Genomic DNA, 23,497 nt, shown 5'->3' with positions numbered 1-23,497 from the left:
CCAAAATGTCGCAGGTCTTAGCCTGCATTTAAGGGGGAGTTCCCGGGTCGGGAATTCAATTCAGGGATGAGGACCATGAAACATTATGCATTGGTCACCGCAGCCATGCTTGCCGCCACCAGCGGCGCATATGCAGGTGGTGTTGAACGCTCGGCGCAGTCTGTGGCGATCCTGTTCGAACAGGGCCGCTACGTCGAACTCAGCTTCGGACACTTCTCGCCGGACGTCAGTGGAACCGTTGGTGGAGGGGCGCTGTCGTCGGGCGACATGTCGCCTAGCTTCAACAGCTGGAGCCTTGGCTACAAGATGGACATCGGCGACAAGCTCGACTTCGCGATGGTTCTGGATGAGCCGATCGGGGCGAACATCGCCTATCCTTCCGGTACCGGCTATCCTCTTCTGGCCGGGTCAACCGCCGATCTTCGGTCCTCGGCCCTGACCGGCATGCTGCGCTACAAGTTCGAAAACAACGTGTCGATCTACGGTGGCCTGCGCTACCAGACGGTCAAGGGCGACGTGGCACTTGGCACCGGCTACGTGATGAGCACCAACTACGATTCCGAGCTGGGTTACCTAGTAGGCTTGGCCTGGGAGAAACCCGAGATCGCTGCGCGCGTGGCACTGACCTACAACTCTGCCATCACTCACAGCCTTGAATCGGTTGAGAACGGCACCCCCACGGCAGGTTTCGAAACCGAGGTCCCGCAGTCGGTGAACCTTGAGTTCCAGACCGGCATCGCCAAGGACACGCTGCTGTTTGGCTCAATCCGCTGGGTCGATTGGAGCGCGTTCGTCATCGACCCGCCAAACTATCCCCTCCCGATCCCGCTGGTCAGCTACCCCGAGGACCGGATCACCTATAACCTCGGAATTGGTCGCCGCTTCAACGAAACCTGGTCGGGGGCCGTGACCTTGGGATACGAGCCGTCCGACGGCCAGATCACCGGCAACCTTGGCCCGACCGACGGCTTCCGCAGCATAGGCCTTGCCGCGACCTACACCCGCGACAACCTGAAGGTCACCGGCGGTATCCGCTACGTCGACATCGGCGATGCGACCACCAACGTGATCAGCGGCAACTTCACCGGTAACTCCGGCGTCGGCGTCGGCATCCGGATCGGCTACACATTCTGATCCCAGCCACATCGCCCCGTTCAACCCCGCCCAGTGTGGCGGGGTTTTTCGTTGTGGAACCTCTGACGCGCGGCTAACACGGGCCGCGAGAGGTGACGCGATGCTCTACCAGTCCGGTGCAGACTATCTTAAGGCCCCCCGAAAGCGGGTCATGCTGTTCGGCATGTCCGGCCTGGGCAAGACCTACCTGTCGAACCTGCTGCGCGACCACGGCGACTGGTTCCATTACTCGGTCGATTACCGGATCGGCACGCGCTACATGGGCGAATACATCGCCGACAACTTCAAGCGCGAGGCGATGAAGGTCCCGCTCTTGCGCGAACTGCTGATGACCGACAGCGTCTACATCGCGTCGAACATCACCTTCGACAATCTGGCCCCCCTCTCCACCTACCTTGGCAAGCCCGGCGACCCGGCCAAGGGTGGCGTGCCGTTCGCCGAATACATGAAGCGGCAAGACCAGCATCGCGCTGCCGAAGTGGCCGCGACGCTGGACACCGCCCGCTTCATGGAGCGTGCGGAGGAAATCTACGGCTACCCGAATTTCGTCTGCGACACTTCTGGGTCGATTTGCGAGGTGGTAGAGGCCGAGGACCCCGCCGATCCGGTGATGAAGCAGCTATCGGAAACCCTGCTGCTGGTCTGGATCAAGGGCTCGGACGCCCACACGGCCGAGCTTGTCCGCCGCTTCGACCGCGCGCCAAAGCCGATGTACTACCAGCCGCACTTTCTTCATGCGGCGTGGGAAGAATACCGTGCAACCCATTCCGTGACCGAAGAAAGCTGCGATCCCGACCACTTCGTCCGCTGGACCTATGCCCGCGCCCTTGCCCACCGCCAGCCGCGATATGCCGCCATGGCGCGCTGGGGCGTGACCGTAACGGCCGAGGAGGTTGCAGAGGTCGCCAGTGCGCATGATTTCGACGCCCTCATGACCCGCGCCATTGACCGGGCGTAACCTTGCAACCCTGACACGAAACCCCTAGCTCTTGGCCCTCTGGCCCCAAGGACCCTGACCATGCCCATCACGCTTCCCGAAACCCTGCCCGCCTATGACGTGCTGCGGTCCGAGGGCGTCATGGTCATGTCGCCCACCCGCGCCGCGCATCAGGACATCCGGCCCCTGCGGATCGGGCTTCTCAACCTGATGCCGAAGAAGATCCAGACGGAAAACCAGTTCGCCCGGCTGATCGGGGCCACGCCGCTGCAGATCGACCTGCAGCTGATCCGCATGTCCGAACACACGACAAAGAACACCGCAGCCGAACACATGGCGACCTTCTACCGTCCGTTCCAGGAGGTGAAGGCCGAGAAGTTCGACGGTCTGATCATCACCGGCGCTCCCATCGAGCATCTGGACTTCGAGGACGTCACCTACTGGGACGAGCTGTGCGAGGTCATGGACTGGACCCAGACCAACGTGCAGTCCACCTTCGGCGTCTGCTGGGGCGGGATGGCGATGATCAACCATTTCCACGGCGTGAAGAAGCACATGCTGCCCGCCAAGGCCTTCGGCTGCTTCCGCCACCAGAACCTGTGCCCGACCTCGCCCTACCTGCGCGGGTTCTCGGACGATTTCGTGATCCCCGTCAGCCGCTGGACCGAGATGAAACAGGCCGAAATCGACGCCGCCCCCGGCCTGAAGACCCTGCTTGGCAGCGATGAGGTCGGCCCCTGTCTGGTCGAAGATACGGCCCACCGCGCGCTCTATATCTTCAACCACTTCGAATATGACAGCGATACGCTGAAGCAGGAGTACGACCGCGACGTCGCCAACGGCACGCCGATCAACGTGCCCTTGAACTACTACCCCGATGACAACCCCGCGATGCCGCCGCTCAATCGCTGGCGAAGCCACGCCCACCTGCTATATGGCAACTGGATCAACGAGATCTATCAGTCCACGCCCTATGACATTGAAGAGATTGGCCGCTAGCTTCCTCATCGCCGTCGCGGCCCTGGCCGGTGTCACCCACTGGCGGGCCGCCGCGCGCGAGGCAACGGCTGAGGCGGCCCATCCTCCCTCGGGGTCGTTCGTGACCGTGGACGGCAAGCGCCTGCATTATGAGATGACAGGCCAGGGCCCCGATCTGATTATGATCCACGGTGCCAGCGGGTCCTTGCGCGACCTGACGTTCGGCTTGCGTGACCGATTGGCCGACCGCTTCCGTGTGACCGTGGTGGACCGCCCAGGCCTTGGCCACTCTGATGCACTGGACGAAACCAGTCTTCTGGCCCAGGCCCGTTTCATCAAGTCGGGCGTCGCACAGCTGGGCGTTACGGAGCCCATTGTGCTGGGCCAAAGCTACGGCGGGGCCGTCGCACTTGCCTGGGCGCTGGACGGTGGGCCAAAGGCGTTGGTTCTGGTCGCAAGCCCCTCGATGCCCTGGCCGGGCAAGCTGGACATCTGGTACCGCGCCACCGACAACGCGGTCGGTCGGGCGGTGGCGATCCCGCTTGCCTCGGCCTTCGTGCCTGACAGTTACGTCCGCAAGGCGATCGACGCCGTCTTTGCCCCGGACCCGGTCCCGCCCGGCTATGACAACTTCATCGGCACCCCGCTCACCCTGCGGCGCGAGACCCTGGCCGCCAATGTCGCGCAGGTGAACGCCCTGCGCGCCGAGCTGATGACGATGGAGCCGCGCTATCCCACGCTGACCCTGCCGGTCGAGATGATCCACGGCACCGAGGACACCATCGTGCCCCTGCACATCCACTCGCAGCCGGTCTCGAAGCTCCTCCCCAACTCCAGACTGACCGTGATCCCCGGCGCGGGCCACATGCCGCATCACGCTCACGCCGACGAGGTCATCGCAGCGACCCTTCGCGCTGCATTGCGCTGACCTGGCCAATCGCCATACTGGCCGCGATGTAAGGAGGATTCAGATGACCCTACCCTTCGACGGCGCGATCAGCCGCTACTTCCGCGAAGGCGCACCGAACGAAGTGCGCAAGGCGATCGAGACCGCAGGCAAGGACGAGATCATGACCGCCTCCTACCCCTACCGGGAGGAGATGAAGGGCAAGGAGTACGAGCGTCAGATGGAGGCGCTGCAGATCGAACTTGCCAAGATGCAAGCGGGTCTGAAAGCCAGCGGAAAACGGCTGATCGTCGTCTTCGAGGGCCGCGATGCTGCCGGCAAGGGCGGGACGATCAAGGCGGTGACGGAAAACATGAACCCCCGGCAGGCCTATGTCGTCGCCCTGTCGAAGCCGACCGAGCGGGAAAGCCAGCAATGGTATTTCCAGCGTTACGTCGACTGGTTCCCAGCCAAGGGCGAAGTCGCCCTCTATGACCGCAGCTGGTACAACCGCGCGATGATCGAGCACGTTTTCGGCTTCTGCAAACCCGAGGAGCGAGCGAAGTTTTTCAAGCAACTCCCCGAATTCGAGCAGATGATCGCCGATGAAGGGATCATCTTTCTGAAGATCTGGCTGGAGGTCGGTCGGGCCGAGCAGTTGAAGCGCTTTCTCGACCGCGAGGGAGACCTTCTGAAGCAGTGGAAACTGTCCCAGATCGACGTCGACGGGCTGGCAAAGTGGGACGACTACTGCGCGGCTATCGACGAGACGATGGAAAAGACCCACTTCAGACATGCTCCCTGGACGGTGATCCTGTCCGACGACAAGAAGCGCGCGCGGATTGCCGCGATCCAGACGATTCTGGGGTCGGTGGACTATCCCGGGAAGGATGCGGCGGCCATCGGCAAGATCGACGGCAATATCTGCGGCGGACCGAAGCTTCGGAAGGGCTGATGAAGCGCGGCTATCATCACGGCAACCTGAGGCAGGCACTGGTCGAGGCGGCTTTGACGCTGATCGCCGAGAAGGGGCCGCAGGGCTTTACCCTGTCCGAGGCGGCGAAGGCAGCCGACGTGACCCCGGCGGCGGTCTACCGGCACTTCGCGGGGCGGGACGAGCTTCTGGCCGAGGTCGCGCGGCAGGGGTTCGACATCTTCGCGGCCCTTCTTGAATATGCCTACGACGAGGGGCGGCCGTCCCCGCTGGCAGCCTTCGAGGCGACGGGACGGGCCTATCTGGCCTTTGCCCGGAAATATCCGGGCCACTACCAGGCGATGTTCGAAAGCGGGCTGCAACCAGGGAAACACCCGGATCTTGCCTCGGTCGCGGGCAAGGCGCGGGCGACGATGGACCGGGCGGCTGAGACGCTGGTGAAGGGGCTGCCAGAGGGGCGGCGGCCACCGGCGAGCATGATCTCGGCCCATGTCTGGGCGGTCTCTCACGGGGTTGTCGAACTGTTCCTTCGGGGGAACGGCGGGCCGCAGCCCTGGCCGGCGGAGGACTTGCTGGAGACCGGGATCGGGATCTACCTGCGGGGTCTGGGCCTTCTGTCGCCGGATCGGTGACGGCAGGTGTCCACGGTGGACAAAGCCGATCAACGCCCTGAAATCAATGGGTTGGCCGCGGGCGTTCAGGAATTGTTAAGATGTGTTCTGGCCGGGTTTCTCGCCATTTCCGGCCGCCTTCCCCAGCGGTCGAAGCGGACACCCAAGACACTCGCTTGGCCCGACCGGCTGACACCTCCGGTCAGGGAGTCCTGAGGTGACAGACGCCCTGCGGACAGGCAGAGTGCGGACCTGACGTCGCCCTTGAAAGGATCTGGACATGCGCCTTCGGTATCTTGGCTTCCCCCTTTTCCTGCTGGCGACGGCAGGGGTGGCGCTGGCCTGCGGCGGGGCACCGGTCTGCACGGTGGCCGATCCGACCGGCACGCCCCTGAACATCCGGCTATCGCCAAACGGCCCCGTCGTCGGTTCGACCAGGAACGGGACGAAACTGATGTTCGTCGAGCATCGCGAGGTCGACGGCAAGCTTTGGGCGCTGGTGGAACGCTTTCACGACGGAGAGCTGGCGACCGACTTCGACGGGGCCTGGGTCTTTGGCAGCTACCTTGATTGCGCAGGCACGACGCGGGCGCTGCCCGAGGTGCCCTTTGCAAACGGCACGGCGACCACTGTCGCCTGCACGGTTGCCGATCCGACCGGCACGCCCCTGAACGCCCGCGCCGACCCCGGCGGCGAGATCTTTGCCACCCTGCGCAACGGAACGGTGGTGCGGGCCATCGCGCAAAGGTCGCATCAGGGCAAGCAATGGATCTATGTCGAAAAGTGGGCTGGCGACAATGTCGTCGGCTGGGTCTTTGACGACTACATGGCCTGCGAGGAAGACGAGACCCACTAGGTCTTCCCCGCGACACAGCCAGAGCCGCCGTCGCAGCAAGAAGACATGCGGTTCTGATCGGTGGAGGCCCCGGCTCGGAGGCCGGGGCGGGCTTGGCTAGCGGAAGAGGACCAGAGCAGAGGGGCTCCAGGCGACGCGGACCTTGGTGCCGACATCAAGGACCGGGCGACCCGGAACATTGCGCATCGACAGCCGCACTTCGACATCGGTGCCGCCGAGGTAGACGTCGTAATAGGTCATGTCGCCGAAGTAGATGACTTCGTCGATCACGCCGTCGGTCTCCCGCTCGGGTGCCTTCTGGTCGTCGTAGAGGAGCGTGAGCGTTTCGGGACGGAGGCCGACAACCGGAGTCTCGCCGGTCTTGGCGGGGGCCTGGGCGATGTCCAGGGCCACGCGGCCAAGGCCCTTGGCCTCGACTTCGACAGCATCGCCGGATTCCGACAGGATCTCGGCGGGGATGAAGTTCATTGTGCCGATGAAATCCGCGACCTTCCGGGTCGCCGGGCGGCGATACAGCGTCTCGGGGTCGGCAAGCTGGGCGATCTCGCCCTCGAACATCACCGCGATTCGGTCGGACATGACCAGCGCCTCTTCCTGGTCATGGGTGACCAGGATGAAGGTGATCCCGACCTGACGCTGGAGCTTGATGAGTTCGACCTGCATGTGTTCGCGCATCTTCTTGTCGAGCGCGCTGAGCGGTTCATCGAGGAGCAGCACCTTGGGCTTCAGGATCAGCGCGCGGGCCAGCGCCACGCGTTGCCGCTGGCCGCCTGACAGCGCATGGGCGGCCCGCTTGCCAAAGCCCTTGAGGCCGACCATCTCCAGCGCCTCGGCGACGGCCCTGGCCTTGTCTTCCTTCGACCGGGGGTCCTTGCGCAGGCCGAAGCCGACGTTTTCCTCGACGGTCATGTGCGGGAAGATCGCGTAGCTTTGGAACACCATGTTGGTCGGACGCACGTTGGCGGCCACGCCGACCATGTCCTTGCCGTCGATCATGATCACGCCCGAGGAGATGTCCTCGAACCCGGCGATGGTGCGCAGAAGCGTGGTCTTGCCGCAGCCGGATGGCCCCAGCAAGGAGAAGAACTCACCGGCCCTGATCGAGCCGTTGATCCCCCGCAACGCGTGGTAGTCGCCGTAATACTTGTGGACGTCCTTGAACTCGATCATCGTCGGACGGTCATCGGAAAAGGTCACAGGAAGCCTCCGGAATCTTTACCGCCGGCCTTGGCGATGCCACGGCGGCGCATGTACTCGGCAAAGCCAAGCAGGATGATCGAGAAACAGACCAATACCGTCCCCAGCGCCAGCATCGAGGGCACCTTGGCGGGAAAGCGGAACTGGCCAAAGATGTAGACCGACAGGATCGGCTGGCCCGAGCCAAGGAAGTTCGCGATGATGAATTCGTCGAACGAGATGGTGAAGCAGATCAGGAAGCTGGCCATGATCCCCGGCATGACCAATGGCAGGATGATCAGGCGGAAGGTCGACCAGGGGGTTTCGCCAAGGTCCAGCGCCGCCTCTTCCAGTGAGCGGTCAAGCGACTGGAAGGCCGAGGTCAGGATCGCCACGGCGAAAGGCGTGCAGATCAGCACCTGTCCCAGGATCACGGTGAAAAGCGACAGCGGAATGTTCAGCGACAACAGCACGACCAGAAGCGCCATCGCCACGATCATTTCGGGCAGGACAAGGGGCAGCATGATCATTGACATCAGCGGGGCCTTGCCAGGAAACCGATATCGCACGCTCGCCCGAGCCGCAAAGATGCCAAGAACGGTAGACAAGGTTGCGACCGAAAGCGCGATGATCAGGCTGTTCTTCGCGGCATTGCGCAGGTTCTGGTCCGAGGCCATCTCGACGAACCAGGTCAGGGTGAAGCCCTGGAGCGGGAATGCCATGACCTTGCTTTCGTTGAAAGCGAAGATCGGCAGCAGCAGGATCGGGCTGTAGAGGAACAGCAGGTAGAACAGTGTGAAACCGCGCAGGATGGGGGCCCTCTTCATTTCGATCCCCCAAGGAAGCGTCGGTTCAAGAGCACGAAGATCACGCTGACGATCCCCACCATAAGCATCGAGGCCACCGCGAAGGCCGAGCCTTGCGGCATGTTCTGCAGGCGCAGAAGCTGGGTCTCGATGAAGTTGGCAATCATCGGCTCCTTGCCGTCGCCGACTAGTTTCGGAGTGACATAGTCGCCGACGGTCGGGATGAAGACGATCAACGCAGCTGCTATCACGCCGGGCATCGACAATGGCAAGGTCACGCGCAGGAACGTAACCCAGCGGCTTTCCCCGAGGTCCTGTCCGGCCTCAAGGAGCGAGCGATCGACTTTCTCGAGACTGACAAAGATCGGCAGGACGGCGAAGGGGGCGTAGGCATGGGCCAGCACGAAAATGATCGCCGGGATTCCATAGCTGGCAAAGTTCAGCTGCGAGTCCATGATTCCCAGCGCCATCAACGCCTTATCCAGCAGCCCGTCGTAGCCGAGGATCACGAACCACAGGCTGACGCGGATGATGTAGCTGGTCCAGAACGGGATGGTAATCAGGAACAGCCACAGGCTTTTGCGTTCGGGCTTGACGTGGAAGCTGACAAAATAGGCGACCGGATATGCGAGCATCACGGTGATGAAGGTCACGGCCAGCGCCACCATCAGCGACTTGAACATGATGTAGCCGTAAACCGACTTCGACCAGAGTTGGGCGTAGTTCTCGAAGGTCAGCGGGAAAGCCACGATCCCCCGCCCCCCGGTCATCACGGAATAGATCAGCACGGTCGCCAACGGCACGGCGAGCAGGAGAATCACGTAGATTGCTGTCGGAGAGATCAGCTTGAGGCCCGTCCTGGCCTCGGATCCCGGCGTTTGCGCCATCATTCCCCCTGTCCGACTGCACTCCGGCAGCCTTGTCATTTGATCAAATTAGACCGAACGCATGGCTTTAGGCAAGAGGGCCATCAAAACGGTGGGAAATCAAGCTGTGGCGGCGCGAACCGGGGCGCTGGGGCCCCGGCCCGGTCAACCCGCGACGCGCTCGATGGCGATCGCCCGTTTCTTCAGCTCGTCATAAAGCGTGGGGACGACGCGGATCGAGCCCACGGCGACGCGCAACGCTTCGGCGATGCGGGCTTCGGACGGGTCGTCGGTGGCCACGCGCCAGATCATGCGGCGGGCGACGCCGTCATCGTAGACGATCTCGGTGGCACCCTGACGGGTCTTGCGCCAACCCAGAAAATCCGCGCCGCCGTGCGGCGCGTGGAATGCATGTTGAAGTCCCATTTTTCGGGCTCTCTTTTTTTGTTCTGCTCGTGCCCGGACTGTGAGGCAGAGCTTGCCCTTCGGTCAACTCACGGATTGGCCATTCCCTGTGAGCGAGTCCCAAATGCAACAGGTCGGGTTTTTCCTATACGGACAGGTCCGAAGGCGGCCGGCCAAGAAGGTCGGAAAGGGTCTGCACGGCGGCCTCGAACGCATCGCGCGGCAGGTTGCCAGCAATCGCCAGGCGGATCGCATTCGGCGCACGGCCGTGGACCAGGGCATATTCGTCGGCCGACCGGACCAGAACCCCGCGGGCCTCGGCGGCACGCACGAAGGCCGAAGCCCGCCAGCCGATTGGCAGACGCAGCCAGACGAAGGGCACACCAGGCTGCCAGCCAAGATCATAGGCGCCCAGCCGGTTGACCAGGGTCTGCAACCGGGTCGCGAATTCGGCCTGCACCTCCACCTTGATCCGCTGCGCTTCGCCGGAACGGAAAAGGTGCAGCATCAGGTCGGCCACCGGGCGCGACAGCGCGAAGAATCCGTGCTGCGCAGTCAGCCGCCCCGCCTCGCCCATACCCGCCGGGCAGATCACATAGCCGAACCGCAGCGCCGCCGAGATCGTCTTCGAGACCGATCCGACCAGCCAGACCCGCTCTGGCGCCAGCGCACGCAAGGACGGGATGTCGCTTTCGGCGACAGAATAGCAGTCGTCTTCGAGAATCTGCAGGTCATAGCGGCGGGCGATCTCGGCGATCTCCTGACGCCGCTTGACCGGCATCCGGCCGGTCGAGGGGTTCTGCGCCTCGGTCGTCAGGCACAGGACCTGCGCGCCGTGACGGCGACAGGCCGCCTCCAGCGCGCCGGGGACGATGCCGTGTTCGTCGATCTCGACAGGTACAACCTCGGCCCGCGCGGCGCGGGCGGCATAGCGAAAGCCGGGATAGGCAAGTTCCTCGATCAGGACCACGGGGCGTTCGCCACGCAGGCAGCAATCGAAGATCAGGGAAATCGCGTTCTGCCCGCCGTGGGTCAGCGCCACATCCTCGGGTCCGATGGGACCAAGGATGCGGTCGCCCATCCAGGTCACGATCTCGGCCCGCAAGCTGGCCTCGCCCATCTGGCTGGTATAATCGAGCCAGCCCTGCCCCGTCGTCCCTGCCATCTCCAGAAGGGCGGCGCGGAAGGCCTCGGCCTGGCCGACTTCCGGCACCTGCGGCGGGCGGAGGTCAACCAGCCCGGTCGTGCCGCCGGTCACCCGCTCCGTATACAATGCCTGGGTCGGGCCAAGGCGCGGCGATTGCGCCGCCACAAAGGTCCCGCGTCCGACGGTGGCCGCCAGAAGCCCCTCTTGCGTCGCAAGCTGGTAGGCACGGGCCACGGTTCCGGGTGTCAGATGCAGGCGCCAGGCCAGATCACGCACAGTCGGCAGCTGGGAGTTGGCCGGCAGATCCCCCGCACGGATCGCATCCCGCAGGGCGCGCGACAAGGCGAGATACTTCGGCCCGGGGAATTGAGTCAGGTCGGGCGCCCAATTTGTATCAGTCACAATAATCCTCTGGCGACTCATTCGGCGGAGATACTACATTGTGTGTACCAAAGCAGGCTTATTGTATCAATACAAAAATCGAAGGAGGCTCAAATGCCCCAGACCCATATCGCGAATTTGCCGCTGCGCACCCGTTCCGGGACCTTCTCGCGCGTCCGCAGTGCATTTCTCACCGCTTTGACCCGCCGCCGCGAGCGTCAGCGCCTGGCCCACCTGGATGCGCATCTTCTGCGCGACATCGGCCTTGATCCGCAGGAAGTGCGCCGCGAATACACCAAACCCTTCTGGCAACCCTGAGGCCAGAGTCCCCGGGCGTCCTGACGCTCTTACCCCTGACTGGGCCGGGTTTTCCCGGCCCTTTTTTTGGCAACCGCAAAGCAAAAGGCCCGCCACAAGGGCGGGCCTTCGCAAGGCAAGGTGCGCTGTAGCGCATCCTACGATGGCAATTAGCGCTTCGAGAACTGGAACGAGCGGCGGGCCTTCGGCTTGCCGTACTTCTTCCGTTCGACGACGCGGCTGTCGCGGGTCAGGAAGCCGGCGGCCTTCAGGGCACCGCGCAGCGTGGGCTCGTACAGCTGCAGCGCCTTCGAGATGCCGTGCTTCACAGCGCCAGCCTGGCCCGAGAGGCCCCCGCCGGCGACGGTCGCGTAGACATCGAACTGGCCTTCCACGTTGGCCACGGTGAACGGCTGCTTCAGGATCATCTGCAGCACGGGACGGGCGAAGTAGACCGCCATTTCCTTGCCATTGACCACAACCTTGCCGGAACCGGGCTTGACCCAGACACGGGCGACCGCGTCCTTGCGCTTGCCGGTCGCATACGAGCGGCCCAGCTTGTCACGGACGGCCACACGCGGCGCGGCTTCCACCGCAGCGGGGGCGGAACCGACAGCCGACTTCAGGTCATCAAGAGATTTGATATCGGCCATGATCACGCGCTCCGGGTGTTCTTCGGGTTCAGGACTTTCACGTCCAGAACGGTGGGCTGCTGTGCTTCATGCGGATGCTCGGCCCCGGCGTAGACGCGCAGGTTCGTCATCTGCTGACGGCCCAGACGGTTGCGGGTGATCATGCGCTCGACGGCCTTTTCCACCACGCGCTCGGGGTGCTTGCCTTCCAGCACCTGCCGCGCGGTGCGCTGCTTGATGCCGCCGGGGTGGCCGGTGTGCCAGTAGTAGATCTTGTCGTTGCGCTTGTTGCCAGTCATCTGCACCTTGTCGGCGTTGATGATGATGACGTTGTCACCCATGTCCATGTGGGGGGTGAAGGTCGGCTTGTTCTTGCCGCGCAGGATATTGGCGACGATCGTGGCAAGGCGGCCCAGAACGACGCCCTCGGCGTCGATCAGGATCCACTTCTTCTCGATGTCCGCCGGAGTAGCGGTGAAGGTTTTCATGGTTTTCCCAAAGAAGAAGGGGGCCTGAGGCGCCCCCGGAAACTCGGATGCGGGCTTATCGCCGAAGGTCCGCGCTGCGTCAAGCGCGTGGATCAATATTTATCACATAAAAAACAAACACTTACAACAACGGTATCAAGATACCCCAACTTAAGCCTTTCATCTTTGCCAAAATATCCCCGCCGGAGGCGTCACCGAAGCTTCGGCGGCCGCGACGGGTCCATGCCGGGGGCTGCGGCGGCCGCTGGCCTTTCTGGGGCTGGAAGGTCGAACCGCAAGCCGACCTTGGCCAGCGCCGCTGCCGCCGGATCGCCACTTGCCAGAAAGACCACGTCCAGCTCGCCCGCCTCGACGCCAGAAAAGACCAGCGCCTCGTTCATCGCGCGGGCCAGGGCCGCTTGCGCCCCGTCCACCGCATCCAGCACCGCAAGGAGGTGGCCGCGCCGCCCACCCGCATAGACCACACCCGCCAGCACCGCCGCCGCCGCCAGCCCTCCGGCCCGGGCAAGCTTGCCGTCCAGCGCCGCGATCACCGCTTCGGGGACGGTCGGCGCGACAAACGCCTCGGGCCGCGCCTCGACCTCCTCGGGCGCCTCCTCCAGCGTCTCGGCCAGCCAGTCCATCGCCTCGGGCGGCAGCAGCATGGACGAGGGTGCCACGCCCAGGTTCACGCCCATCCCGATCCCCTGCCCCTTCAGAAGCCCCGCAATCACCCGCCCCGGCAGCGCGGCATAGGGCGCGATCCCGCCAGTAAAGCTGGCCAGCCGTTCCTCGCGGTCGAAGACCAGGACCACAGGCCCGTCCTCCAGCGCGAACACCTTCGGCTCCAGGCTTTGGCCCTCCGCCTCGCGTTCCAGAAGCAGCACCATTTCGCCGTCGGCCAGCCGCTCGAAGAAACGCAGGCGCAGGACCTCGTTCTCGGGGTCGGCCGAAACGGCGGCATGGGCCGCGTCAAGCAGGGTCACTAGCTCTGACATCAAAGAACCTCCCGGACCCGGGCGCGCAAGGCCGGAAGAAGCTCGGCCTCGAACCAGGGATGGCGTTTCAGCCACCCCGTATTCCGCCACGACGGATGCGGCAAGGGAAAGACGCCCCGCGCGGCAAAGGCGCGCCAATCGGCCACGGCTTTGGTGACGTCGCGCAGGCCCGTGTGCCAGCGGATCGCGGCACCGCCGACCAGAAGGGTCAGCGGCATGTCACCCAAAGCGTCCAGCACCCGCCCTCTCCACATTGCCGCGCAGATGGGCGGCGGGGGCAGGTCGCTGCCGGTCGCGTCATAGCCGGGAAAGCAGAACGCCATTGGCACCACGGCCACACGGTCGAGGTCGTAGAACTCGGCCTCGCTCAGCCCCATCCAGTCGCGCAAGCGGTCACCGGAGCGGTCGGTGAAGGGCCGCCCGCTGTCATGCACCCGCAGACCGGGAGCCTGCCCTGCCACCATTATCCGCGCCCCGGGCCGGAACCAGACCACCGGCCGCGGCGCGTGCGCCGTCGCCGTGGCCACAAAGCGCGCGGCACAGAGGCGACAGGCGCGGATCTCCACGCTCAACTGCATGTCCCAAGCCTGACCTGAGCCGCCGCGACCCGCAACCCCGGCCACGCCGCTGCCCCGCCCCTCTGCCGCAGCCTGGCCATGATAGTTCTGACACCAGACCCGCCGCCCAAGCCTGGACGCCGCACCAGTCACGGACAGCAGGCCGTGCGGCCCCCCTCCCTTCCCGAAAGCCTATCAAAAGGACCGCCTTTCCCGGATCGATCTTGCGGCTCTGGTGGCAATGCAGACCAAGCCAGCGTCTGTGCTTCGCAGTCGCAAATCCGGCCGCCCGATGCTCAAAGTCATTCGCCGCGCGCCCCGGCGCTTCTTTGCGTGCGAACGCCCCCATGTCCTGCCCCATATCCTGAAAACGATCCGAAGGCAGACCCAAAGCCCCCCATCCCCGATGATGGCCCCAATGATGGCGCAATGCGTCCGCCCGTGCCTTGACCCCGATCCCCCGTCCGCACAACCGTTTCGACTGGCGACCGCGTCGGCTTGACGGACCTGAGGGCCGGATCGATCCGTGACCATCTCCGCCGGAAGATCGCCGGAAACTCCCGCCGGACGTTCCCACCGTCCACCCGCGCGGTGGCCGGTCCAATCGGTCTGCGGCAGCGCCGTTGCGGGGGGCTCGATGCCCCCTGCGACGGCTCCCCGTTCCAAGGCAGGGCCGCCCATTGCGGTGCGCGCAAATCCGGGTCAAATGGAACCCTGCGCCCTGGCCCTGGTCCCGAGTCCGCCTGATGTATCGCGTCTCTTCCTTCGTGCCCCGTTTCGCCAAGGCGCTTATCGGCGGCGCGGCGCTGGCAACGCTCTGGGTCAATCTTGCCCCGGCCAGCTATTACGACAGCATCGAATGGCGGCTTGTTGACCTGCCCCTTCCCGGCTGGATCGTCCCCCTGCCCGTCAGCCTGACGCCGTTGAACCTGGTGGCCGATGCCGCCATGTCGCTATTCCTGTTCTTCATCGGCAAGGAACTGTGGGAGGCGCTGAGGCTGGAACATGGCGCGCTCAAGGGCCGCCAGGCGCTGCTTCCAGCCGGATTGACCCTTGGCGGGATCGCCGGGGCGGCGCTGATGTGGATCCTGGTCGGCAGCCTGATCGAGACGGCCGAGGAGGCCGGATTCGCGACCGGCTGGCAGGTTCCCCTGGGCAGTGATGTCGTCTTGTGCTTCCTGATCGGGCGCGCGGTCTTCGGGCCGGGGCATCCGGCGCTGCATCTGCTGCTCTTGCTATCGATCGCCACCGATATCCTGGCGCTTCTCATTTCCGGCCTCACCCAGCCCGCGGTTTCGCTGCGGCTGGTCTGGCTTCTCTTGCCGCTTGTCGCAGCACTTGCGACCTGGACGCTCTTTGGCCGGACGCCCGATCCCACTGCGCCCGAGACCCGGCGACAGTCCAGTCGGCGGCTCTTGCCTTATGTGATTGCATGCCTTCTGTCCTGGATCGGTGTCGCGGCCTCTGGCCTGCCGCCAGTGCTGGGGCTGTTGCCGGTGATCCCGGCCATCGCCCATGCCGACCGCAGCTTCGGGCTTTTCGCCGAAGCGGAAGAACTGCTGCACGACCCACTCAACCGGCTGGCCCACGCGCTTGCCTGGCCGCTGACGGGGGTCCTTTTCCTTTTCGGCCTGACGCGCGGCGGCGTCGATCTTTCGGCCTTCGCGCCCACCACCCTGACCACGCTCGCCGCGCTTTGGCTGGGTCGGCCGCTTGGGATGATCCTGATCGGCCTTGGCCTAGCCGCCGCACTTGGCCTGCGCCTGCCGGCAGGTGTCACCTTGCGCGATGTCCTGCGGATCACGCTGATCATGGCTATGGGCTTCACTGTTCCCGTCCTAAGCCTGGCCACCGCCCTTCCCGGCGGCGCGATGCAGGAGGCCGCGCGTCTGGGCCTTGCCCTAAGTCTTCTTGCCGGTCCTGCCGCACTTCTTCTGGCCAGCCGGCGCCTCTGACCCGGCGCCTCTGACCCGGCGCAACCGGCACAGATGGCCGTCTTTCCGTTCTCGGCCCTTTAAAGGCCACAAACCCAATGTTAACGATATGGCCGTAGCAAGAGAAAGACGCCCGATCTACGGGCGCCGAGGCCATGATGATCGAGTTCCGGGACGTATCGAAATCTTTCTGGACGGGAACGCAGCGCAAGGTGATCCTTGACCGCGCCTCGTTTCGCGTCGAGTTGGGCAATTCGCTGGGCATCCTCGCCGGAAACGGCACCGGCAAGACCACGATCATCAACATGATGGCAGGCCTGGAGAAGCCCGACGAAGGCACGATCCGCAAGACCTCGCGCGTGTCCTTTCCCCTTGGGTTCATGGGGGGCGTCAACAACAAGCATTCGGCCAAGGAAAACTGCCGCTACATTGCCCGGCTCTACGGCCTGGACCCCGACTATGTCGAAAGCTTCTGCCGCTGGGTCTGCGGACTTGGCGAATATTTCGAAATGCCGCTCGCTACCTATTCCTCGGGCATGCGCGGGCGGTTCTCCTTTGCGCTGCTTCTTTCGATCGAATTTGACATCTACCTGATCGACGAAGGCATGCCCGCTACCGCTGATGTCGAGTTCAACCGCAAGGCTGGCAACATCCTGCAAGAGCGGCTGAAACGCTCGACCGTCGTCATCGTCTCGCACTCACCGAAGACGCTTGAGAAATTTTGCCGCACGGCCGCCGTGTTGCGGAATGGCAAGCTCTATCAGTTCGAGACCCTGGAAGAAGCGAAACGCCTTTATGACTACGACGCCTAAGGTTCCGCGCTACAACACCCGCCCGGTGGACCGTTCCGCCGTCCCGCCGGACGCAGGAAGCAGCGGCCAGCTGTTCGACAACCAGGATGACGGCTTTGGCAACATGGACTTCCGCCGGCCCGAGGATCAGGCCGCCAGCCGCACCCAGACCCCTGAACCAGAGCCTGCGCCTCCCGCCGGCGTCGCTTCGGCCGAACCCGTCGCCCGCGCTGTCACGCCCGAAGAGATCACCCGCGTCAATGCCGCGATCCTGACCGAAGGCCTGACCGAACGACAGTTGCGCCGGGCCATGCTTGTGGCGCAGCGCAGCCACCTTTCCCCGACGTCAGAGGCTGATGCCGTCCGCCTGCTGCGCGAAGCCGGGGTCGATCCCTTTTCGCGCGCGTCGATCCTGCGCGTGGTCACCCCATCCCCCGACGTAGTGACGCCGGGCGTGCATCCGCAGCCGCAGCCGGGTTTCCCACAGGCCGAACCCCGCGAGCCGGGACGTGAGCCAGGGCGCGAGCCAGGGCGCGAGATCGCCCGCCTGCCCGGCGACGTTGTGCAACTGCCAAAGAAGGCCAAGCCCATAGCACTGCCCTCGACCGAGCAGCGCGCCGAAGTGAACCAGGCCGCCGAAATCCTGCGCATGCAGCAGGACATCGCGCGCCGCCGCCGTCGCCGCCTCGCCCTTCTGGGAGCGCGGCTTTTTGCCTTCGTCCTTCTGCCCACGATTCTGGCAGGCTGGTATTTCTACATGATGGCGACACCGATGTATTCGGTGCGCTCGGAGTTCGTGATCCAGCAGGCCGGCCCCAGCGGTGGCGGCGGGTCGATGGGCGGGCTCTTTTCCGGCACTGCTTTCGCAACATCGCAGGATTCGATTGCCGTGCAGGGCTATCTGCAGTCGCGTGAGGCGATGGGGCGGCTGGACGAAGACCTGGGCTTTCGGAGCCACTTCCAGGACGCGCAGATCGACCAGTTGCAGCGGATGGCCCCCGATGCCGGCCTGGAAGCGGCCTACAAGGTCTACAAGAAGTTCCTGAAGATCTCGTTCGATACGACGGAAGGCGTGATCCGCATGGATGTGATCGCCGCCGACCCACAGGTTGCATCGGCCTGGTCGAGACAGCTGATCGCCTATGCCGAAGAACAGGTCGACCATCTGACCCAGCGGCTGCGCGCCGACCAGATGACCGATGCCCAGGCGGGCTACGAGGCCGCGCAGGCCGCGCTGACCAACTCGCAGAAGAAGCTCATCGAGCTGCAGGAAAAGTTCAAGATCCTGTCCTCGGAAACCGAGGTCGGGCTGATCGTCGGACAGATTTCCGGGCTTGAGAACCAGCTTACCCAGGAACGACTGGCCTTGGCACAGATGGAATCCAACGCCGAGCCGAACCAGGCACGGATGGACCCCATAAAACGGCGCATCGCAACGCTGGAAAGCGAGGTCGCCGACCTGCGCGCCCGGATGACCGATACTTCGGCTGGCTCGACCAGCCTGGCCGAGATCCAGGGTCAGCTGCTTGTCGCCCAAGCCGATCTGCAGACCCGCCAGATGCTGCTGGCCCAGGCGCTGCAATCGATGGAGACCGCCCGCGTCGAGGCCAACCGGCAGGTGCGCTACCTTTCGCTTTCCGTCAGTCCGATCCCCCCGGATGAGCCTGCCTTCCCCCGCGCCTTCGAAAACACGATGGTGACGTTGTTGATCATGCTGGGAATTTACCTCATGGTCTCGATGACCGCCGCGATCCTGCGGGAACAGGTCTCGTCGTAGGGACGCGTAAATGACGGATGTGAAAATCGGAGCGCTGACCGTCGGCAATGACCAGCCACTTCTGGTCATCGCCGGGCCATGCCAGCTGGAAAGCCTGGATCACGCTCAGATGATCGCAGGCGCGATGGCCGAAGCGTGCGATGCTGCGGGCGCGCAGTTCGTATTCAAGGCCAGCTATGACAAGGCCAACCGCACCTCGCTCACGGGCAAGCGCGGTCTCGGGATGGAGGCTGGCCTCAAGGTCCTCGCGGCCGTCCGTGCGATGGGGCTGCCAGTTCTCACCGATGTCCATGATGCGGGCCAGGCTCGCGAGGCCGCAACGATTGTGGACGTGATCCAGATCCCGGCCTTCCTCTGCCGCCAGACCGACCTTCTGCTGGTCGCCGGGCAAACCGGCGCCGTGGTCAATGTGAAGAAGGGGCAGTTCTTGGCCCCCTGGGACATGGCAAACGTCGCCGCCAAGGTTGCGTCGACCGGAAACCAGCGCATCCTTTTGACCGAGCGAGGGGTCAGCTTCGGCTACAACACCCTTGTGGCCGACATGCGCGCACTGCCGATCATGGCGCGCACCGGCTATCCGGTGATCATGGACGCCACACATTCGGTTCAACAGCCCGGCGGTCAGGGGAATTCCTCGGGCGGCCAGCGCGAATTCGCACCGGTCATGGCCCGCGCCGCTGTCAGCCTGGGAATTGCGGGGGTCTTCATCGAGACGCACGAGGACCCCGACCGCGCGCCCTCGGACGGGCCGAACATGATCCCGCTGGCACAGATGCCCGCGCTGGTCGCAAGCCTGATGGCCTTCGACCGGCTCGCCAAAGCCGACCCCCTGCGGGTCTGAGGCCACACTTCGGGGTTCGCCCTGTGGCACGCACCCAGACACTTGGTCTCGCAAATCGCGCCGATGCCCCTGAAGGTCGAAACTGATGTATCAGGTCTCGGCTCGCTACCGTGGTGCTGGGCCGCGAGCAGGTTCAGCCGCCCGAGACGTCGATGACCTGTCCGGCCAGTCCGACCCGACCTGCCCAAGCGTCCGTCTACGCTGCGCTGTTTGGCATGCCGGTCTGTCAGCTGCTCCCCTTTGAGTGCGCCAGGTCTGATCTTCCGTCCGCAGCACCACGTTCTGTGTGAATGACCGGAGCCGTCTGCCCGGCAGGCTCAGTTGACGCGCAGCCTGATAGGACTCCGACGGATCTCCGTCAAAACAAGGACAACAAAGTCCTGACGCCCACAGCCAAACCTTTGATTCCATTGGCCGCGAGTAATCCGTCCAGCGTGGACGCGCAGGCGTAGGGTGGGCGATCCGCCCACCCCCCGATCACAGGTCCTGACCGGCAGCCCACCCCGAAGACCAGGCCCACTGGAAGTTGTACCCCCCAAGCCAGCCCGTCACATCCACGACCTCGCCGACGAAATACAGCCCCGGCACCGCCTTGGCGGCCATTGTCCGGCCGTCCAGCGCAGCCGTATCGACGCCCCCCAGCGTCACCTCGGCGGTCCGGTAGCCCTCGGACCCGACCGGTACCAACCGCCAGTTGCGGATGCCCGCCGCCACCCGGTCCAGCACCGCGCCCGACAGCTCCGCCATCGTCCCGGTCACCCCCGCCGCCTCTTCCAGGTGCCGCGCCAGCCGCTCGGGCAGCCATCGCCCCAGGACGGTCCGCAGCGCCACCTTGCCCCGCGCCGCCCGCAGCTCGGCCGCCACCTCCCGATCGGGAAGCAGATCGACATGGATCGCTTCCCCCTCGCGCCAGTAGGAAGAGACCTGCAGCACCGCCGGCCCGGACAGCCCCCGGTGGGTGAATAGCACCGCCTCGTCAAACCCGGTGCGACCGCACGCGACCCGTGCCGGCAGCGCGACCCCCGCCAGAGGCCGCATCCAGGCCAGTTCGTGATCGGCAAAGGTCAACGGAACCAGCGCGGGTCGGGTCTCGACCAGGGGCAGACCAAAGGCTTCGGCCACCCGGTAGCCGTAGCCCGTCGCCCCCATCTTGGGGATCGACTTCCCCCCCGTCGCCACCACGACGGACCGCGCCCGCTGCGCCCCTTGCGCAGTGTCGACCTCGAACCTGTCGCCCACCCGCCGGACGTCACCCAGGGCGCAATCCAGCCACAGCGTCACCCCGGCCCGCTCCATGTCCCGGACCAGCATCTGGACCACCTGCGTGGCCGATCCGTCGCAGAAAAGCTGGCCAAGCGTCTTTTCGTGCCAGGCGATCCCTGCCGCATCCATACGGGCGATGAAATCCCATTGGGTGAACCGCTTCAATGCCGACACCGCAAAGCGCGGATTTTGCGACAGAAATCGTTCAGGCGAAATGCCGAGATTAGTGAAATTGCAGCGCCCGCCGCCCGAGATGCGGATCTTCTCGCCCGGCGCCTTGGCGTGGTCAATGACCAGAACCCTGCGACCTCGGCGGCCCGCCTCGATCGCAGCCATCATGCCGGCGGCCCCGGCCCCAAGAATGAGTGCGTCCCAGATCATGCCCCGTCCTAGCCGCCCGCGCCCACCCCTGCAAGGCGTGTCCGGCAGTCGAAATTTTCGGCTTTCGCCCCTTGCACGCCCCCACCCGCTTCGCTAAACACCCCGGCACGGTTGGGGCGTCGCCAAGTGGTAAGGCATCGGTTTTTGGTACCGACATACCTAGGTTCGAATCCTAGCGCCCCAGCCAAACTCTCTCTTCGTTCGTGGCATAAACCTTCCCTGGATCCGAATTCTGGAGGCATCGTCGACAGTGCCCCACGGGATGCCCCAACGGGCGGAACGGATGGCACTGCCCACTGCTTCATCCTGGAAGCTACCCGGCACCACTAGGCGTCTTACCCCATGTTTCGAATTCAACGCTGAGCTCTGGCGATGCCTGCATCTCGTCCAGGCCCTTCCCGTTAACATCAACAGCCAGCGCAGGCCGCACCACCCATCCAGACGCTACCTCTATCACCCACATAAACTGGTCGACATGGCTGGGGTTAGTCTGAGGCTTCGGACGATCGTGCCGTCCTCTCGAGAAAGGCCAGAACATAGCGGCGCAGGAGGCCAGCAAGCTCATGGACTGGCAGGGTATCTTCAGGGACGTCTTGACCGTGCAATAACTTGTCCCGCAGCCCCTTAAGTCTCTTAAACTGTTCGAGATAGCTATCGACATCCGTATCAGCTGAGTGGGGAAACAGCGCGACGGTCACGCAGGTGAATTTCTCGACAAGACGATACTTATCCTTCATTACCTCCTGAACACGGCTCAGAAACCTCTGGCGAAGTCGGGCCTGTGCTCCGTCAAGCAGGGGTGACATGAACTCATTTTCGAATGCGACAAACACTTTTGACACAAGGATCTCAACTGCAGACCAGCCAAACAGGAAGGCCTTAAGGGGCTCGTTTTCGTTCTCCGCCATTTGCGCGTAGAGACGGCAGACCGAACGGAGTTCCCCGTGTCCGCTCACAAGTAGATATCTGCGAGAAGCCTGCGTCGCGGCGCGTTCGGTGAACGGGGACGAGACATGTGCCCTTGCGTTGAACTTGAAGGTGACGCTGTAGGTGGGGCGTCCTTCTGTATCGCTGAGATAGATCCCATCCGTGAACTTCTCAAAACGGGAAGGGTGCTCGCTCTCGAACGCAATCGCCAACTTGGCTGAATCGATTTCCTCCTTGTGCGCTTGACGTTGCCCCCAACTTTTATCCAGCGTGAGCGAGACTCTGGATTTGAGTTTTGCCTGCTTGGGCGGTTTGGGCAACGGGGGCTGGCGCGGAGCTTTGCGGGTTGCGCAGCGTCAGGCCCCGTTGCAGGGCGAAGGTCTGGGCGAAGGCGGCGGGTGTCTGCCAGCCGAGGCGGGAGTGCGGGCGTTCGGTGTTGTAGTCTGTGCGCCAGGCCGCGAGCGTGGCGCGGGCGTGGTTCAGGGACGCAAACAGCGTTTCGTTCAGAAGCTCGTCGCGCAGGCGACCGTTGAAGCTCTCGATGAAGGCGTTCTGGGTCGGCTTGCCGGGCGCGATGTAGTGCCAGTCGATCTTGCGATCATCGGCAAAGGTCAGGATAGCGTTCGAGGTGAACTCGGTCCCGTTGTCGCTGACCACCGTCATTGGCTTGCCGCGGACCTCGAACAGGGCCGCCAGTTCCCGCGCCACCCGTGCGCCGGACAGGGACGTGTCGGCGATGAGGGCGAGGCATTCCCGCGTGCAGTCGTCGACCACGGTCATGATCCGGAAGCGGCGGCCATCGGTCAACTGGTCAGACACGAAGTCCAATGACCAGCGCTGGTTCGGCATCAGCGGCAGCGCCATCGGGGCCCGCGTGCCGATGGCCCGCTTGCGTCCATCGCGACGGCGCACGTGCAGCCGCTCCTCGCGATAGATCCGGAACAGGCGCTTGTGATTCACCTCAAGCCCCTCGCGGCGCAGGAAGACATGCAGCCGCCGGTAGCCGAACCGGCGACGGACACGCGCCAGCTCCTTCAGCCGCTCGCGCAGCACAGGGTCCTCTTGCCGGATCGCCTCATAGCGCATGGTCATCCGGCAACAGCCGATCACCCGGCACGCCCGCCGCTCGCTCATCCCGTGGCCCGCCACCAGATGCGCGACCGCTTGCCGCTTCGCGGCGGGCGTCACCACTTTTTTCCCAGAAGATCCTTCAGCGCGGCGTTGTCGAGCATCGCATCGGCCAGCAACCGCTTCAGACGGGCGTTCTCGTCCTCGAGCCCCTTCAGCCGCTTCGCCTCACTGACATCCATCCCGCCATACTTGGCCTTCCACTTGTAGACGGTCGCATCGCTGACGCCGTGCTTGCGGCACAGATCGGCGACCGAAACCCCAGCCTCATGCTCCTTCAGAATGCCGATGATCTGATCTTCGGTGAACCTGCTACGCTTCATCTCTGGTCCTCTCGGTTGGGCCAGAGTCTACCTCAAACTGGATTAGGCCGAGGGGGCAACGTCA

General features: G+C 64.3%; 24 protein-coding genes and 1 tRNA gene. 13 read left to right on the top strand and 12 right to left on the bottom strand.

Features of this window, described 5'->3' with window-relative positions:
* The first annotated feature begins 75 nt into the window (after positions 1–75).
* The 7 genes from Q8M85_RS13700 (at position 76) to Q8M85_RS13670 (ending at position 6,336) form a co-directional block, all read left to right on the top strand.
* Positions 76–1,134, top strand: coding sequence for a hypothetical protein (locus Q8M85_RS13700; protein ID WP_305545579.1), 1,059 nt, complete (start codon positions 76–78; stop codon positions 1,132–1,134).
* 100 nt (positions 1,135–1,234) lie between these two features.
* Positions 1,235–2,092, top strand: coding sequence for an ATPase (locus Q8M85_RS13695; protein WP_305545577.1), 858 nt, complete (start codon positions 1,235–1,237; stop codon positions 2,090–2,092).
* 60 nt (positions 2,093–2,152) lie between these two features.
* Positions 2,153–3,070 carry a homoserine O-succinyltransferase gene (metA, locus tag Q8M85_RS13690; RefSeq protein ID WP_305545575.1) on the top strand — a complete coding sequence of 306 codons (918 nt, stop codon included), beginning with the start codon at positions 2,153–2,155 and terminating at the stop codon, positions 3,068–3,070.
* The gene (locus Q8M85_RS13685) at positions 3,060–3,977 is read left to right on the top strand and encodes an alpha/beta fold hydrolase (RefSeq protein WP_305545573.1); all 918 of its coding nucleotides are present in this window, start codon (positions 3,060–3,062) and stop codon (positions 3,975–3,977) included. Before metA ends, Q8M85_RS13685 begins: the two co-directional genes overlap by 11 nt.
* Positions 3,978–4,020: 43 nt before the next feature.
* The gene (ppk2, locus tag Q8M85_RS13680; RefSeq protein WP_305545571.1) at positions 4,021–4,890 is read left to right on the top strand and encodes a polyphosphate kinase 2; all 870 of its coding nucleotides are present in this window, start codon (positions 4,021–4,023) and stop codon (positions 4,888–4,890) included.
* Positions 4,887–5,501, top strand: a complete 615-nt coding sequence (locus Q8M85_RS13675) for a TetR/AcrR family transcriptional regulator (RefSeq protein ID WP_305546029.1) — start codon at positions 4,887–4,889, stop codon at positions 5,499–5,501. Before ppk2 ends, Q8M85_RS13675 begins: the two co-directional genes overlap by 4 nt.
* A 259-nt stretch (positions 5,502–5,760) precedes the next feature.
* Positions 5,761–6,336: an SH3 domain-containing protein gene (locus Q8M85_RS13670; RefSeq protein ID WP_305545569.1), complete on the top strand. Its 576-nt coding sequence runs from the start codon at positions 5,761–5,763 to the stop codon at positions 6,334–6,336.
* Between the two features lie 96 nt (positions 6,337–6,432).
* Here Q8M85_RS13670 and Q8M85_RS13665 read toward each other — a convergent pair whose 3' ends face one another.
* From Q8M85_RS13665 to Q8M85_RS13645, 5 genes are all read right to left on the bottom strand, one after another.
* Complete coding sequence (locus tag Q8M85_RS13665; RefSeq protein ID WP_305546027.1) at positions 6,433–7,506, bottom strand: ABC transporter ATP-binding protein; 1,074 nt, start codon at positions 7,504–7,506, stop codon at positions 6,433–6,435.
* 23 nt (positions 7,507–7,529) lie between these two features.
* The gene (locus Q8M85_RS13660; RefSeq protein WP_305545567.1) at positions 7,530–8,339 is read right to left on the bottom strand and encodes an ABC transporter permease; all 810 of its coding nucleotides are present in this window, start codon (positions 8,337–8,339) and stop codon (positions 7,530–7,532) included.
* Positions 8,336–9,205, bottom strand: a complete 870-nt coding sequence (locus tag Q8M85_RS13655) for an ABC transporter permease (RefSeq protein WP_371135261.1) — start codon at positions 9,203–9,205, stop codon at positions 8,336–8,338. Before Q8M85_RS13655 ends, Q8M85_RS13660 begins: the two co-directional genes overlap by 4 nt.
* 144 nt (positions 9,206–9,349) lie before the next feature.
* Positions 9,350–9,610, bottom strand: coding sequence for a hypothetical protein (locus tag Q8M85_RS13650; protein WP_305545563.1), 261 nt, complete (start codon positions 9,608–9,610; stop codon positions 9,350–9,352).
* A 124-nt stretch (positions 9,611–9,734) separates the two neighbouring features.
* Positions 9,735–11,138, bottom strand: coding sequence for a PLP-dependent aminotransferase family protein (locus tag Q8M85_RS13645; RefSeq protein WP_305545561.1), 1,404 nt, complete (start codon positions 11,136–11,138; stop codon positions 9,735–9,737).
* A gap of 93 nt (positions 11,139–11,231) precedes the next feature.
* Between Q8M85_RS13645 and Q8M85_RS13640 the strand changes: the two genes are divergently transcribed.
* Entirely contained in the window at positions 11,232–11,435 is a 204-nt protein-coding gene (locus Q8M85_RS13640; RefSeq protein ID WP_305545558.1) for a DUF1127 domain-containing protein, read from the top strand.
* A gap of 149 nt (positions 11,436–11,584) precedes the next feature.
* Here Q8M85_RS13640 and rpsI read toward each other — a convergent pair whose 3' ends face one another.
* The 4 genes from rpsI to Q8M85_RS13620 form a co-directional block, all read right to left on the bottom strand.
* Positions 11,585–12,067 carry a 30S ribosomal protein S9 gene (gene rpsI / locus Q8M85_RS13635; RefSeq protein ID WP_305545556.1) on the bottom strand — a complete coding sequence of 161 codons (483 nt, stop codon included), beginning with the start codon at positions 12,065–12,067 and terminating at the stop codon, positions 11,585–11,587.
* A 2-nt stretch (positions 12,068–12,069) separates the two neighbouring features.
* Positions 12,070–12,534, bottom strand: coding sequence for a 50S ribosomal protein L13 (gene rplM / locus Q8M85_RS13630; RefSeq protein ID WP_305545554.1), 465 nt, complete (start codon positions 12,532–12,534; stop codon positions 12,070–12,072).
* Between the two features lie 191 nt (positions 12,535–12,725).
* Entirely contained in the window at positions 12,726–13,499 is a 774-nt protein-coding gene (locus tag Q8M85_RS13625) for an SseB family protein (protein WP_371135260.1), read from the bottom strand.
* A gap of 11 nt (positions 13,500–13,510) precedes the next feature.
* Positions 13,511–14,089, bottom strand: coding sequence for a uracil-DNA glycosylase family protein (locus Q8M85_RS13620; RefSeq protein WP_305545548.1), 579 nt, complete (start codon positions 14,087–14,089; stop codon positions 13,511–13,513).
* 725 nt (positions 14,090–14,814) lie between these two features.
* Between Q8M85_RS13620 and Q8M85_RS13615 the strand changes: the two genes are divergently transcribed.
* The 4 genes from Q8M85_RS13615 to kdsA all read left to right on the top strand — a co-directional run bounded on the left by Q8M85_RS13615 (position 14,815) and on the right by kdsA (position 19,411).
* Positions 14,815–16,023 carry a Na+/H+ antiporter NhaA gene (locus tag Q8M85_RS13615; protein WP_305545545.1) on the top strand — a complete coding sequence of 403 codons (1,209 nt, stop codon included), beginning with the start codon at positions 14,815–14,817 and terminating at the stop codon, positions 16,021–16,023.
* Positions 16,024–16,160: 137 nt separating this feature from the next.
* Complete coding sequence (locus Q8M85_RS13610) at positions 16,161–16,814, top strand: ABC transporter ATP-binding protein (RefSeq protein ID WP_305545542.1); 654 nt, start codon at positions 16,161–16,163, stop codon at positions 16,812–16,814.
* The gene (locus Q8M85_RS13605) at positions 16,798–18,570 is read left to right on the top strand and encodes a capsule biosynthesis protein (RefSeq protein ID WP_305545540.1); all 1,773 of its coding nucleotides are present in this window, start codon (positions 16,798–16,800) and stop codon (positions 18,568–18,570) included. Before Q8M85_RS13610 ends, Q8M85_RS13605 begins: the two co-directional genes overlap by 17 nt.
* A gap of 10 nt (positions 18,571–18,580) precedes the next feature.
* Positions 18,581–19,411 carry a 3-deoxy-8-phosphooctulonate synthase gene (kdsA, locus tag Q8M85_RS13600; RefSeq protein WP_305545538.1) on the top strand — a complete coding sequence of 277 codons (831 nt, stop codon included), beginning with the start codon at positions 18,581–18,583 and terminating at the stop codon, positions 19,409–19,411.
* 477 nt (positions 19,412–19,888) lie between these two features.
* Here kdsA and Q8M85_RS13595 read toward each other — a convergent pair whose 3' ends face one another.
* Positions 19,889–21,055 (bottom strand): NAD(P)/FAD-dependent oxidoreductase, encoded by a 1,167-nt coding sequence (locus Q8M85_RS13595; RefSeq protein ID WP_305545537.1) that lies wholly within the window; start codon positions 21,053–21,055, stop codon positions 19,889–19,891.
* A gap of 112 nt (positions 21,056–21,167) precedes the next feature.
* Between Q8M85_RS13595 and Q8M85_RS13590 the strand changes: the two genes are divergently transcribed.
* A tRNA-Gln gene (locus Q8M85_RS13590) sits at positions 21,168–21,242 on the top strand.
* Between the two features lie 298 nt (positions 21,243–21,540).
* Here Q8M85_RS13590 and Q8M85_RS13585 read toward each other — a convergent pair.
* Together Q8M85_RS13585 and Q8M85_RS13580 are read right to left on the bottom strand one after the other, a co-directional pair.
* Positions 21,541–22,302, bottom strand: coding sequence for a hypothetical protein (locus Q8M85_RS13585; protein WP_305545534.1), 762 nt, complete (start codon positions 22,300–22,302; stop codon positions 21,541–21,543).
* Positions 22,244–23,433 (bottom strand): IS3 family transposase gene (locus tag Q8M85_RS13580; protein WP_305545531.1). Its coding sequence is split into 2 segments (ribosomal slippage): positions 22,244–23,175 and positions 23,175–23,433, totalling 1,191 coding nucleotides; the frame shifts between segments, so codons are not numbered across the junction. Before Q8M85_RS13580 ends, Q8M85_RS13585 begins: the two co-directional genes overlap by 59 nt.
* Positions 23,434–23,497 lie beyond the last annotated feature (64 nt).

It is taken from the genome of Tabrizicola sp., from assembly GCF_030694085.1.
GTDB lineage: Bacteria > Pseudomonadota > Alphaproteobacteria > Rhodobacterales > Rhodobacteraceae > Tabrizicola.
Note: the sequence above shows the minus strand (reverse complement) of the source record. Positions and strands in the feature narration are given on the sequence as shown.

Coding starts and splice junctions, on each gene's coding strand:
- Q8M85_RS13655 (WP_371135261.1), bottom strand. CDS start 9,205: ATGGCGCAAACGCCGGGATCCGAGGCCAGGACGGGCCTCAAGCTGATC.
- Q8M85_RS13595 (WP_305545537.1), bottom strand. CDS start 21,055: ATGATCTGGGACGCACTCATTCTTGGGGCCGGGGCCGCCGGCATGATG.
- Q8M85_RS13695 (WP_305545577.1), top strand. CDS start 1,235: ATGCTCTACCAGTCCGGTGCAGACTATCTTAAGGCCCCCCGAAAGCGG.
- ppk2 (WP_305545571.1), top strand. CDS start 4,021: ATGACCCTACCCTTCGACGGCGCGATCAGCCGCTACTTCCGCGAAGGC.
- Q8M85_RS13650 (WP_305545563.1), bottom strand. CDS start 9,610: ATGGGACTTCAACATGCATTCCACGCGCCGCACGGCGGCGCGGATTTT.
- rplM (WP_305545554.1), bottom strand. CDS start 12,534: ATGAAAACCTTCACCGCTACTCCGGCGGACATCGAGAAGAAGTGGATC.
- kdsA (WP_305545538.1), top strand. CDS start 18,581: ATGACGGATGTGAAAATCGGAGCGCTGACCGTCGGCAATGACCAGCCA.
- rpsI (WP_305545556.1), bottom strand. CDS start 12,067: ATGGCCGATATCAAATCTCTTGATGACCTGAAGTCGGCTGTCGGTTCC.
- Q8M85_RS13700 (WP_305545579.1), top strand. CDS start 76: ATGAAACATTATGCATTGGTCACCGCAGCCATGCTTGCCGCCACCAGC.
- Q8M85_RS13640 (WP_305545558.1), top strand. CDS start 11,232: ATGCCCCAGACCCATATCGCGAATTTGCCGCTGCGCACCCGTTCCGGG.
- Q8M85_RS13670 (WP_305545569.1), top strand. CDS start 5,761: ATGCGCCTTCGGTATCTTGGCTTCCCCCTTTTCCTGCTGGCGACGGCA.
- Q8M85_RS13610 (WP_305545542.1), top strand. CDS start 16,161: ATGATCGAGTTCCGGGACGTATCGAAATCTTTCTGGACGGGAACGCAG.
- metA (WP_305545575.1), top strand. CDS start 2,153: ATGCCCATCACGCTTCCCGAAACCCTGCCCGCCTATGACGTGCTGCGG.
- Q8M85_RS13615 (WP_305545545.1), top strand. CDS start 14,815: ATGTATCGCGTCTCTTCCTTCGTGCCCCGTTTCGCCAAGGCGCTTATC.
- Q8M85_RS13605 (WP_305545540.1), top strand. CDS start 16,798: ATGACTACGACGCCTAAGGTTCCGCGCTACAACACCCGCCCGGTGGAC.
- Q8M85_RS13665 (WP_305546027.1), bottom strand. CDS start 7,506: ATGATCGAGTTCAAGGACGTCCACAAGTATTACGGCGACTACCACGCG.
- Q8M85_RS13660 (WP_305545567.1), bottom strand. CDS start 8,339: ATGAAGAGGGCCCCCATCCTGCGCGGTTTCACACTGTTCTACCTGCTG.
- Q8M85_RS13620 (WP_305545548.1), bottom strand. CDS start 14,089: ATGCAGTTGAGCGTGGAGATCCGCGCCTGTCGCCTCTGTGCCGCGCGC.